The following is an 11,776-nucleotide window of genomic DNA, read 5'->3' on the forward strand; positions in this document are numbered from 1 at the left end:
TTTTCCTTGGTTTTATTATAAATGTTGAATGCAATTGTGTGATTATAATCATAAGCGCACTATAAACAGTGTAGACAAGCGGAAGCCGTCCTGTCAACGGATACAGACTGTGGTCATTGCGCCAAATCAGATCGAAGGAGCTTATTGATATATGGATGTTATCGTAAAACCTGCATCTTCCCTGAAGGGACAATTCGGAGCCCTGTCCTCCAAAAACTACACCACCCGCTATTTGCTGGCTGCCGCGCTGGCTGATGGCACTAGCACGATTTATTATCCTGCTCATAGCGAAGACAGCGATGCGATGCGCCGTTGCATTAAGGATTTGGGTGCCGTGCTTGAAGAAGATGATGAGAAAATCGTTATCACAGGTTTCGGACGCCATCCGCGTCACGTGTCCGAGCTGAATGTGGGCAACGCGGGGGCGGTGCTTCGTTTTCTCATGGGTATTGCGTCCTTTCTGCCTGACGTGACCTTTGTCAATACATATCCGGAATCGCTTGGGAAGCGGCCGCATGACGATCTGATTGACGCGCTTGGACAGCTCGGTGTGGAAGTGGAGCATCAGCAGGGCCGGCTTCCGATCCAGATCAGGGGCGGGCAGCCGAAGGGCGGAAAGATCCAGGTGTCCGGTTCGGTCAGCTCGCAATATTTGAGCGCTTTGCTGTTCCTGACCCCGCTGCTGGAGGAGGACAGCGAGATCGAAGTGCTGAATGACCTGAAGTCCAAGGTCGTCATCGGCCAGACGCTGGAGGTGCTGGAGCAGGCCGGAATTACGATCCAGGCGAGCGATGACTACATGTCATTCAAGGTGCCGGGCCGGCAGTCCTACCAGGCGCAGAGCTATACAGTTCAAGGTGATTACCCGGGAAGCGCCGCCATCCTGGCGGCGGCGGCCGTAACACAGTCGGATGTGACGCTTGAACGGCTGATGGTAAACAGCAAGCAGGGAGAGCGGGCGATTGTGGATGTGCTGCAAATGATGGGTGTGCCCTTGACACATGAGCACGATACCGTGCACGTGCAGGGCAACGGCAAGCTGAAGGCGGTGGAGTTCGACGGTGATGCGGCAACGGATGCTGTACTGGCTATGGTGGCGGCGGCTGTTTTTGCCGAGGGAACCTCGCGCTTTTACAATGTGGAGAACCTGCGCTACAAGGAATGTGACCGCATCACGGATTACTTGGCCGAACTGGCGAAGGCAGGGGCGAAGGTGGAGGAACGGCAAGCGGAGATTATCGTTCACGGCCGTCCGGAGGGTGTGGAAGGCGGAGTGGAAATTAACGCACACTTCGACCACCGGGTCATCATGGCTTTGACAGTGGTCGGCCTGCGGGCGAAGCAGCCGCTCGTCATCCGTGATGCGCACCATGTGGCGAAGTCCTATCCGCAATATTTTGAGCATTTGACCGCGCTTGGCGCCAATGTGGAATGGGTAAAATAATATAGCGGCATAAGTGATTCAAGGAGGGAATTTTCCATGGCATTCGAAAATCCGTCACGAGAGGACATCAAGCGAATTTTGGAGCAGGTGGGCAATATCGCGGTAGTAGGCTTGTCGGATAAAACGGACCGCACCTCCTATATGATTGCAGGGGCTATGCAGAGCAAAGGCTACCGGATCATTCCGGTTAATCCGGCGGCAGCGGGCAAGAAGATCCTGGGTGAAACCTGTTATGCGTCATTGCAGGATGTACCAGAGCCGATCGATTTGGTCAACGTATTCCGCCGCAGCGAATACTGTGCGGATGTAGCCAGAGATGCGGCAGCGGTCAATGCCCGGACATTATGGCTGCAGCTTGGCATCGTGAGCGAGGAGGCCGCGGCCATCGCCCGCGAGCACGGGATGACCGTCATTATGGACCGCTGCATCAAGGTGGAGGAGGCCATAACCCGCCCGGTTCGACTATAATGTTATATTTTTAAATCAAGAGGGGCCATGTGCTCCTTTTTTCTTTCGGATTCTCTGTCTCAAGAAAGTAACGCCGTCATAGTTCTAGATCAATCCGATTTATGATTGAATTGTTATAATAGTTCCACAAAGCTGGATGACCATCGAATGAATGAGTTCCAAGTATCGTGGAAAGGGAGAGATAAGCATGCTCAAAGCTGTAGTGTTCGATGATGAATACATCGTGCTGCAGGGCCTGAAAACGATGATCGATTGGGGGCAGTACGGGATAGAAATGATTGGAACGGCGGACAATGGCCTATCGGCGCTCGGCATCAAAGCAGGAGTGGAATTCAGACTTTGACAAATACTTCCCTACACCTTACCATCAGTGGTAGAAAGGAGAGGATCGCCATGAATTGGCTCGGATCGCTTCAGCAGCTGGGGCGTGCCGTTATGCTTCCGACGATGGTACTGCCGGCGGCGGCTATTCTCCTGAGTTTGGCGAGCCTTCCCTGGGCAGGCTGGGGGCTGCCCGCCGTCGGTGAAGTGGCAGAAGCCGCAGGTCACGGCATTTTTAATTTTTTGCCTTATATCTTTGCTGTCGGCGTGGCTCTGGGCATGTCCAATCAGGCGGGGCAGGCCGGACTGGCCGCGTTGGCCGGAATGGCGATATATGATCAGGTAACAAAGCATTTCGGAAGCGGGACGGTGCATCCCGCCACACTGATAGGTATTATTCTGGGCGTGATATCCGGGTTTACGCATAACCGGTTTAAGAGCATCAAGCTGCCGGAGGTGCTGCAGTTTTTCGGCGGATCGCGGTTTGTATTGCTGTTTATCGGCCTTTTTTCGGCCGTATTCGCTTTTCTGATGCTGGGCATCGCTCCTGTGCTGCAGGGCGCTCTTGTACGGCTTGCCTCCATGGAAGGTATGATGGGCGGCTTCGGTTTATTTTTGTATGGCGTCTTATACAGGATTCTGGTTGCGTTTGGGCTGCATCATTTGCTTAACAACATATTCTGGTTTCAGCTTGGTACATACGAGACACCTGATGGAAATCTGGTGCAGGGGGACCTGCCGCGCTTCTTTGCCGGAGATCCGACTGCGGGATACTTCATGTCCGGTTTATTCCCGATCATGATGTTTGCCCTGCCTGCGATTGCGCTGGCCATCATACATGAGGCCAGGGAGGATTTGAAGCCGAAAATCCGAAAAACGTTTCTTACCGCCGCATTCGTCTGCTTTCTGACCGGTGTGTCGGAGCAGATTGAGTTTGCGTTCCTGTTCGCTGCTCCTTATCTGTTTATGCTTCATGCTGTTTTGTCCGGAATTGCAATGTGGGTCACCTATGCGCTGGACATCAGGCACGGGTTCTCTTATTCGGCTGGATTTATCGATTATGTGCTTAATTTTCATCTGTCCCATAACGCATGGCTGCTGCTTCCCGTCGGGGTTGTGTACGGGCTTGTCTATTATGTCCTGTTCCGCTGGGCTATCAGGACGTTCCGGATTCCGACGCCCGGCAGGGAAGAAGGCTCCATGCTGGACGACTGGGCCGGGGGCATACCATACAGGGCTCCATTAATTCTGGAGGCGCTCGGCGGCAAGGAAAATATCATTCAGCTTCAATCCTGCATCACCAGGCTTCGCCTTACGGTGCACAATGACCGTCTGATCGACACGGGTGCTATGAAAGCGTTGGGATCGGCCGGACTGATCAAGCTGGGCGGCGGCAACGTTCAAGTCGTATTTGGCACCTATTCGGAGCTGATCCGCGAGGAAATCGCCAAGCTGATGGAGCGGGATCTTCCACAGGTCATGTTCAACGCTCCCGTGCAGGGCAAAATGCTGCCGATCCAGGAGGTGCCTGATCAAATTTTCGCGGCCAAGCTGGTCGGGGACGGGGTTGCTTTTATTCCCGAAAAAGGCGAGCTGGTGTCGCCTGTGCACGGCACGGTTATGCATATTTATCCGACCATGCACGCCATCGGCATATCGACACCCGAGGGGATTGAGGTGCTGCTCCATATCGGGATTGATACGTCCCAGCTCAAGGGGCACTTTAACGCCCTGGTGGAGGCCGGGGATACGGTGGAGCCGGGGCAACTGCTGATCAAATTTGATTTGCAGGCGCTCCGCGAGCAGGCTGCTTCACTCGTGACACCGATGGTGATCACGAATCCGGACCGCGTGAAATCCTGGAGCTATGCGCCATTTAAGCATGTAAAAAAAGGTCAGGCATCGGTGATGTCCGTTGTACTGCACGATAGGAATGTTGGAGGGGTAGAATCATGATAGACGGCATTGGCGCCGCCGCGGGCGTTGCGATCGGCAAGGCTTTTGTCCTGCCGAGCTGGGAATGGGACCTGACCGAGCAGAAGATGGACCCGGTGGATCTGGCCAAGGAATTTGAAAGATTGTATGAAGGCATTCGTACTTCCAAAGATGAAATCAAGCTGATCAAAAATGAATTTCGCGAAATGGTCGGACCGGAGGAATCCAGTATTTTTGATGCGCATTTGGCTATTCTGGACGATCCGGCGTTCATGAATGAGGTTCACGGCATCATTGAACGGCAGTACAAAGCGGCCGAGGTGGCAGTGAAGGAAGCCATCGACCATTTTGTAGCTATGTTTGATCTGCTGGACGATGAATATATGAAGGAACGGGCCATGGATATCAAGGATGTGGGCAACCGTCTGCTGAAGCATCTGCTGGGTGCGCCCGAGGTTACGCTTCCGAAGGATACGCAGCCGTACATTCTGGTAGCCAAGGAGCTGTCGCCCTCCCAGCTGGCGCATCTGAATCCCGGCAATGTTCTGGGCATTGTGACGATGAGCGGTGGGAAAACCTCCCATTCGGCCATCATGGCGAGAGCGCTCGGCATTCCGCTGGTGTCCGGTCTGGAAAGCAGCAGCAATCTGCCCGTCCAAACCGGGGATATGATGATTGTCGACGGGGACAACGGGCGGGTGTTCGTCAATCCGGAGCAGCCTGTTCTGGAGCGGTATACCGAGCTGAGGAATGAACAGCAGCGCAAAAAGGAGCAGCTGCAGCTGCTGGCTTCCGTTGAGGCCATCACGAAGGACGGAGAGACGATCAGACTGTCAGCCAATATCAGCTCCGTCAAGGACATGGAGGCAGCCATCAAAAACGGCGCTCAGGGCGTCGGGCTGTTTCGGACAGAGTTCCTGTACATGGATCGGCCTGCTTTCCCCGGCGAAGAGGAGCAGTTTAACGTGTACCGGCTTGTCGCCGAGAAGGCTGGCGGGCATCCGGTCGTCATTCGTACCCTTGATATCGGAGCCGATAAGCAGCTCGATTATTTGCCGCTACAGGAGGAGGAGAATCCTTTCCTTGGCTACCGCGGCATCCGGATCAGCCTCGACCGCAAGGATTTGTTCAAAACCCAGCTGACCGCCATTCTGCGGGCAAGTGCCTTTGGGCAGGTTAAAATTCTGTTTCCGATGATTTCCTCCATCGAGGAACTGCTGCAGGTCAAGGCCGTTATGAAGGAAGCGATGGAGGAGCTGGACGGACGCGGCATAACCTACAACAAAAATACCGAAAAGGGGATCATGATCGAGATTCCCGCCGCCGTGCTCATTGCCGAGGAGCTGGCGCGTGAGGTAGACTTTTTCAGCATCGGCACGAATGATCTGGTGCAGTACGTGCTGGCGGTCGACCGCATGAACGAGCAGATTGCCCATATGTACAACCCCTATCATCCGGCGGTGCTCCGCATGCTGCGCATGACGGCCGAGGCTGCCAAAGGAGCGGGCATCAGTGTCAGCGTGTGCGGGGAAATGGCCGGAGATGAGCGTTCCATCCCACTCTGGCTGGAGCTCGGCATCCGGCAGTTGAGCATGTCGCCGCAGTCTTTGCTTCGTGTCAAGCACAGGCTGCTGAATACGACGGCTGCGGATGCGAGACGTACAGCTCAGGAATGCATGAAGCTGTCCAAAGCGGCCTTGATCGAGCAGAAGCTTGCGGCAGCGGCGTGCGGCGTGCCTTTGAATCCGTAGTAGCGTACTTGGTCATCAAAGAAGCAGCCTCCAACTGTCAGTTCAGAACGTAATGTCCAAAATAAACGAAAGGACCTCAATTTCCGCAACCAAGCGGGGTTTGAGGTCCTTTTTAATAGCAAGTCCATGTTCAGGCTGGCACGACTCTTAAGCGATGCGCTGATTCGACAGAAAAAGACATGTATTTTTCGATCTCCTATGGTAATTTGTTCAATTCCTTGTGTAGAGAAGGAATTGAGGTTAGTCGGGTCGAATTGAGTTTAGAGAAATACATATGCGTAAAACTGCAAATGATGTTTAATGGGGTGTTAAAATGCGCAAGCTTTGTGAATGCGGCGCAAGCATGAACCTGGAACTTAGGACCTTGGTTTACGGACAAAAGATGGAAATCAGGCATGTGCCCGTGTTGACCTGCCTTAGCTGTACTGAAAGTGAAGTACCGGCTCAGGTGGCGGATGATATCAAGAGGCTCATAAAAACAACGGATGAGGAACCTGCAGTAAAACAAATTTCATTTACGGAAATCCATGAATGGGCAGATGTCATTCGACAAGTGCTCATGAACTCGGAAGACCAGGAGCTTGAGGAGTGGGATCAGCCGCTGGAAGAGGCCAGGCAGGAGCGCATTAATTTGCTGCTTGATTTATACCGCTTTGCCAGTGATTCTGGGGATACCCGCTGGATGAATGAGGTGGAAAGCAGGCTTAAGCAACTGTCTATGGCGGCACCCGACCTGCTGTTATCAGACATAAAAAGATGAATATATGAAAATTTTCATGGACATCATTGGATTTTACATAAGCTTTTTGTTAAGATTAAAGAAAGTATAAGTTTTCAGCGGTGCTGAGGCTTTCTTTAATCGCAAGAAAAACCTCCGCAAAAGCGGTCTGTCTTCTGTGAAAGCACGTCGTTTCTTACCGTAGTCCTAAGACTCTTTGATGGGAAAGGAATGTATGTCCAATGGCAACCATGAAAAAATTGAGCACGATCGAACATTTGGATGGTGCGTTGATAGCTTCGGCCGGGAAGCCGCTGCTGCTGTTCAAGCACAGTACGCGCTGTCCAATCAGTGCAAGAGCGCACTATGAGATGGAAGCCTATCTCCAAGAGGCACCTGTGTCTAATGTTGAATACGGTATCATTTACGTGGTTGAGGATCGTCCTGTCTCTAACGAGGCTGCGGCAAGGCTGAATGTGAAGCATGAGTCGCCACAAGTTATTCTGGTCAAGGACGGAAAGGCCGTGTGGGATACCTCCCATGGCAGCATTACAAGTGTCAGATTGCAGGAGGAGCTAGGCCGTATCTGACCGCACTTTGATTGCATAATGCGGTTTTTTGTCGTATCATGTTTTTAATTGGTAGCTGGGTATGAAATGAAAATTTATCGGCAATGGAGAGAAGGAATGTGACGGTAACCATCTATGATGTTGCTCGCGAAGCCGGCGTTTCAATGGCGACGGTATCCCGTGTAGTCAACAATAACCCGAATGTAAAACCGCAAACCCGAAAGAAAGTATATGAGGCTATCGAGCGGCTGGGATACCGGCCGAATGCGGTTGCACGCGGACTGGCGAGCAAGAAAACCACGACGGTCGGCGTTGTGATTCCCGATATATCCAATTCCATATTTGCTGAAATCGCGCGTGGAATTGAAGATATCGCCAACATGTATCACTATAATATTATTTTGTGCAATGCCGATAAGCGCAAGGAGAAAGAGATCCGCGTCATCAACACCCTGCTGGAGAAGCAAGTGGATGGACTTCTCTTTATGGGTGGTACTGTAACAGATGAGCATATTCAAGCTTTCCAGACGGCGGCCGTGCCTATCGTATTGTGTGCGACAAGTGATGAGAAAGGCATGTATCCGTCCGTTGACATTGACCATGAAAGTGCCGCCTATGATGCAGTGAGCACCCTGGTGCGCCACGGACACCGCCAGATTGCCATGATCAGCGGCACGCTGCAGGATCCGGCTAACGGTTATGCCCGCTTCCAGGGGTATAAGAGAGCTCTCGAAGCAGCGGGGATCGAATATCAGGAAGACCTTGTTCGCATCGGCAACTATCGCTATGAATCCGGGGTCGAGGCCATGAAATACTTCCTCGGTCTGAAGAAGAAGCCAACCGCCATCTTTGCTGCAACAGATGAAATGGCCATTGGCGCGATTCACAGCATTCAGGATGAGGGGCTTAGGGTGCCTGATGATTTCTCCATTATCAGTGTGGACAATATTCGCATGGCATCCATGGTTCGTCCGCAGCTGACGACGGTAGCCCAACCGATGTATGATCTTGGGGCTGTCGCCATGCGTCTTTTGACGAAACTGATGAAGAAGGAAAATGTCGAGAATCCGCGGGTTATTCTGCCGCATGAAACGATTCTGCGCCTGTCCGTCAGTCATTTGGATTAAACATGACATACAACATTGAATGAGCTCCGTAAGGGGCTTTTTTCAATCATTTTTATTTTTGAAATTGGATTTTACAGGCAGGAGGGATGAACGAATGAGTCAGGTCATTGGTCTCATAGGCGCAATGGACGAAGAAATAGAACTGCTGCTGTCAGGCATGCAGACCGCACGCAAGACCGTTAAGGCGGGCATTACATATACGGAGGGTATGCTCCACGGTCATCGTGTCGTTGTATGCAAATCAGGTGTAGGCAAAGTGAACGCTGCGGTCACGACACAGATTCTGATTGACAGGTTCGGCGTAAACAGCGTTATTTTTACAGGTGTGGCCGGGGCGGTGAATCCGGAATTGAATATCGGCGATATCGTGATCTCTTCAACCTGTATGCAGCATGATATGGATGTGACGCCGCTCGGTTTTGCACGTGGAATCATTCCTTACCAGGACATCTCCGAGTTCGCGGCCGACAGCCGGCTGATTCAATTGGCCGAGATGGCCTGCAGGGCAAGAGGAGACCGTTATCTGACTGGCAAGGTGCTTTCCGGTGACCAGTTCGTGGCGAGCAGGGAGACCGTCACCACTCTGTATACGGAGATGGGCGGAGCCTGTACGGAAATGGAAGGAGCGGCGGTGGCGCAAGCCTGTCACATGAACGGTGCTCCGTTTGTTGTGCTCCGTTCCATGTCCGATAAAGCGGATGGCTCCGCACATGTGAATTTTGCCGAATTTACGGTGGAGGCCTCACATCGTTCACATCAAATTGTGGAATATATGCTGCAGCATTTTGACACATAATTCAATACATAAAACGGTTGCGGAAGCGGACCCGGTCAAATTGCTCTGCTGAGCTGAGAGGCACACGGTTTCCGATTCTCACCATCAGGCAGTTGGCCGGATGGGCGCAAATTTCAGGGTCATCGGTGGCAAACCAGACCATGTCCACCGTTTTCATCAGCTTCTCCATCATTTTGCGGTAATCCCAGACGCTCATTTGCGTGTTTTTTAAATCCCAATGCCAGTAATATTCTGTCGTAAATACGATATAATCATCCAGTTGTCCATCTTCAAACGCCGCCCGCAGCATCTGCTTGCCCAGTCCTGCGGAACGGTAATTATCGGCTACCTCTATTGCCCCAAGCTCAAGCAAATCCTTCATGCCGCCTTCCGACCAGCGTTCGCACTCATCCGGATAGTGAAAGGTGACATAACCGACAATGACACGTCCGTCTCTTGCAATGATCACACGCCCTTCAGGCAGAGAGGCGATGTCGATGAGAGCATGATGCTGCTCCCGCGGAACGCGGAAGGCATCCAACTGTTCGTGCATCAGCAGATCCCGCAGACAGGATTCGTCTACCGGACCTTCGACGGTTAATTTCCCTTGACGGGCAGCCATGTCATGAACCCTGTACAGCTTTGTATGCTCCATAGCAGGCTCCTTTCCCAACCATACTGGCACTCCCCCGTATCAACCTACTTATAACAAAAAAACAATGGCTTGAAAAGGATGACCGTCACAGTCTGCCTGTGATATACTGTCGATGACATAAAAAATTCATATTTTTGGCTGCGAATCTGGATTCTTCATTAAGCAAGTTCTGACTATGAGTTGTACTCACATTTGTACCAAGAGGAGGCTGAAAGTCATGAAGGGCGAGCAACTGGAAAGTGTCGTTTACGCATCAAACATGGGTTCATATGAACAGGCCTGCAAGCGTTTTCAATGGAGGGATGTCGAAAGTCACTTTACTTGGTCCCGAACTGGGAAGGTGAACATGGCTCACGAAGCGATAGACCGGCATGTCTATGAAGGCCGTGGCCATAAAACCGCGCTGCTCTACTGCGATGGACAGCGGGAGGAGTCCTACACTTTTATGCAGCTTTGTATGGAATCCAACAGGTTCGGCAATGTGCTGCGCAAGTACAATGTGGTTAAAGGAGAACGGGTGTTTGTTTTCATGCCGCGCTCGCCCGAGCTGATTATTGCCCTCTTGGGCATCCTAAAGGTCGGGGCTGTGGCAGGGCCGCTTTTTGAGGCGTTTATGGAAACGGCCGTCAAAGACCGGCTTGAGGACAGCGGCGCTGTCGCTATTGTGACGACTCCGGAGCTGCTCAGCCGCATCCCCAGAGATGAGCTGCCGGAGCTCAAGCATGTCTTCGTGGTAGGGGACAGCTCACAATTGACAGGTGGCGTCATCGACTTCAAAGCCGAAATAGAGCAGGCTTCCTATGAATTTGAGCCTGAGTGGCTGGACCGTGAGGACGGGCTGATTATTCACTATACGTCAGGTTCGACCGGGAAGCCCAAAGGAGTATATCATGTACAGAATGCGATGATTCAGCATTATTACACAGGCAAGGCGGTGCTTGATCTCAGGGAGGATGACATCTACTGGTGTACGGCAGACCCGGGATGGGTAACCGGAACCTCCTACGGGATCTTTGCCCCCTGGCTTAACGGAGCCACGAATGTGATCCGGGGCGGGCGGTTCAGTCCGGAGAACTGGTACAGAACGATTGAACGTTATCAGGTAACCGTCTGGTACAGCGCTCCTACCGCATTTCGCATGCTGATGGGAGCGAACGAGGAAATACTCGAAAAATACGATTTGAGCAGTCTGCGGCATGTGCTCTCGGTTGGTGAACCTCTCAATCCCGAAGTGGTGCGTTGGGGCTGGAAGGCTTACGGACAGCGTATACATGACACGTGGTGGATGACGGAGACCGGAGGGCAGCTGATCTGCAACTATCCGGAGATGGCTATTAAGCCCGGATCCATGGGTAAGCCGCTGCCTGGCATCGAAGCAGCTATCCTTGATGACGAAGGCAATGTCCTTCCGCCGAACCAGATGGGGAATTTGGCGATCCGGACGGGCTGGCCGTCCATGATGCGAAAGATTTGGAACAACCCGGCGAAGTATGATGAATACTTCCGCTTCAGCGGCTGGTACGTATCCGGAGATTCCGCTTATATGGATGAGGACGGTTACTTCTGGTTTCAGGGACGGATTGATGATGTCATCAATTCTTCCGGGGAGAGAATCGGACCGTTTGAGGTGGAGAGCAAGCTGGTCGAGCACCCGGCGGTTGCGGAAGCGGGAGTCATCGGCAAGCCTGACCCGATGCGTGGTGAAATTATCAAGGCGTTTATCGCTTTGCGTGAAGGATACGAGCCTTCCGAAGAGCTGAAGGAGGAAATCTACCGTTTTGTCAGGGGAGGTCTGTCGGCTCATGCCGCTCCACGAGAAATTGAATTCAAAGATAAACTGCCGAAAACGCGTTCAGGCAAAATCATGCGCCGTGTGCTGAAGGCCTGGGAGCTTGAGCTACCTACAGGAGATTTGTCGACTATTGAAGATTGATGACATTGGCTGAGGTACTTCTTTCGCAAGTTGTGAGAGGCTCCGAGAACAAAGCATTCCTACAATCGCTGTTGACCCTC

At 52.3% G+C, this 11,776-nt stretch carries 11 protein-coding genes; 10 read left to right on the forward strand and 1 reads right to left on the reverse strand.

The window, feature by feature from the left end; translation table 11 throughout:
• Positions 1-151: 151 nt before the first annotated feature.
• The 9 genes from aroA (at position 152) to ACE41H_RS05825 (ending at position 9,129) form a co-directional block, all read left to right on the forward strand.
• A complete protein-coding gene (gene aroA, locus ACE41H_RS05785) occupies positions 152-1,444 on the forward strand; it encodes a 3-phosphoshikimate 1-carboxyvinyltransferase (RefSeq protein ID WP_375353906.1) in 1,293 nt (430 codons plus the stop codon).
• Between the two features lie 36 nt (positions 1,445-1,480).
• Positions 1,481-1,912 carry a CoA-binding protein gene (locus ACE41H_RS05790; protein WP_375353907.1) on the forward strand — a complete coding sequence of 144 codons (432 nt, stop codon included), beginning with the start codon at positions 1,481-1,483 and terminating at the stop codon, positions 1,910-1,912.
• A 187-nt stretch (positions 1,913-2,099) separates the two neighbouring features.
• Entirely contained in the window at positions 2,100-2,255 is a 156-nt protein-coding gene (locus ACE41H_RS05795; RefSeq protein ID WP_375353909.1) for a response regulator, read from the forward strand.
• Between the two features lie 50 nt (positions 2,256-2,305).
• The gene (locus ACE41H_RS05800) at positions 2,306-4,189 is read left to right on the forward strand and encodes a glucose PTS transporter subunit IIA (protein WP_375353910.1); all 1,884 of its coding nucleotides are present in this window, start codon (positions 2,306-2,308) and stop codon (positions 4,187-4,189) included.
• Positions 4,186-5,919 (forward strand): phosphoenolpyruvate--protein phosphotransferase, encoded by a 1,734-nt coding sequence (gene ptsP / locus ACE41H_RS05805; RefSeq protein ID WP_375353911.1) that lies wholly within the window; start codon positions 4,186-4,188, stop codon positions 5,917-5,919. Before ACE41H_RS05800 ends, ptsP begins: the two co-directional genes overlap by 4 nt.
• A 343-nt stretch (positions 5,920-6,262) precedes the next feature.
• Entirely contained in the window at positions 6,263-6,679 is a 417-nt protein-coding gene (locus ACE41H_RS05810) for a hypothetical protein (RefSeq protein ID WP_375353913.1), read from the forward strand.
• A gap of 200 nt (positions 6,680-6,879) precedes the next feature.
• Entirely contained in the window at positions 6,880-7,227 is a 348-nt protein-coding gene (gene ytxJ, locus ACE41H_RS05815) for a bacillithiol system redox-active protein YtxJ (protein ID WP_375353914.1), read from the forward strand.
• Between the two features lie 98 nt (positions 7,228-7,325).
• Positions 7,326-8,333 carry a catabolite control protein A gene (gene ccpA / locus ACE41H_RS05820; protein ID WP_375353915.1) on the forward strand — a complete coding sequence of 336 codons (1,008 nt, stop codon included), beginning with the start codon at positions 7,326-7,328 and terminating at the stop codon, positions 8,331-8,333.
• A 94-nt stretch (positions 8,334-8,427) separates the two neighbouring features.
• Complete coding sequence (locus ACE41H_RS05825) at positions 8,428-9,129, forward strand: 5'-methylthioadenosine/adenosylhomocysteine nucleosidase (protein WP_375353916.1); 702 nt, start codon at positions 8,428-8,430, stop codon at positions 9,127-9,129.
• Between the two features lies 1 nt (position 9,130).
• Here the strand turns inward: ACE41H_RS05825 and ACE41H_RS05830 are convergent, their stop codons facing one another.
• Positions 9,131-9,763, reverse strand: a complete 633-nt coding sequence (locus ACE41H_RS05830) for a GNAT family N-acetyltransferase (protein ID WP_375353917.1) — start codon at positions 9,761-9,763, stop codon at positions 9,131-9,133.
• 217 nt (positions 9,764-9,980) lie between these two features.
• Between ACE41H_RS05830 and acsA the strand changes: the two genes are divergently transcribed.
• Positions 9,981-11,696, forward strand: coding sequence for an acetate--CoA ligase (gene acsA / locus ACE41H_RS05835; RefSeq protein ID WP_375353918.1), 1,716 nt, complete (start codon positions 9,981-9,983; stop codon positions 11,694-11,696).
• Positions 11,697-11,776 lie beyond the last annotated feature (80 nt).

The sequence above is a fragment of the Paenibacillus enshidis genome (genome assembly GCF_042136365.1).
Taxonomy (GTDB): domain Bacteria; phylum Bacillota; class Bacilli; order Paenibacillales; family Paenibacillaceae; genus Paenibacillus; species Paenibacillus enshidis.

What these genes read in the sequence shown, in the direction of transcription:
- aroA (WP_375353906.1), top strand. Translation starts at nt 152, where the DNA reads ATGGATGTTATCGTAAAACCTGCATCTTCCCTGAAGGGACAATTCGGA.
- ACE41H_RS05790 (WP_375353907.1), top strand. Translation starts at nt 1,481, where the DNA reads ATGGCATTCGAAAATCCGTCACGAGAGGACATCAAGCGAATTTTGGAG.
- ACE41H_RS05795 (WP_375353909.1), top strand. Translation starts at nt 2,100, where the DNA reads ATGCTCAAAGCTGTAGTGTTCGATGATGAATACATCGTGCTGCAGGGC.
- ACE41H_RS05800 (WP_375353910.1), top strand. Translation starts at nt 2,306, where the DNA reads ATGAATTGGCTCGGATCGCTTCAGCAGCTGGGGCGTGCCGTTATGCTT.
- ptsP (WP_375353911.1), top strand. Translation starts at nt 4,186, where the DNA reads ATGATAGACGGCATTGGCGCCGCCGCGGGCGTTGCGATCGGCAAGGCT.
- ACE41H_RS05810 (WP_375353913.1), top strand. Translation starts at nt 6,263, where the DNA reads ATGAACCTGGAACTTAGGACCTTGGTTTACGGACAAAAGATGGAAATC.
- ytxJ (WP_375353914.1), top strand. Translation starts at nt 6,880, where the DNA reads ATGGCAACCATGAAAAAATTGAGCACGATCGAACATTTGGATGGTGCG.
- ACE41H_RS05825 (WP_375353916.1), top strand. Translation starts at nt 8,428, where the DNA reads ATGAGTCAGGTCATTGGTCTCATAGGCGCAATGGACGAAGAAATAGAA.
- ACE41H_RS05830 (WP_375353917.1), bottom strand. Translation starts at nt 9,763, where the DNA reads ATGGAGCATACAAAGCTGTACAGGGTTCATGACATGGCTGCCCGTCAA.
- acsA (WP_375353918.1), top strand. Translation starts at nt 9,981, where the DNA reads ATGAAGGGCGAGCAACTGGAAAGTGTCGTTTACGCATCAAACATGGGT.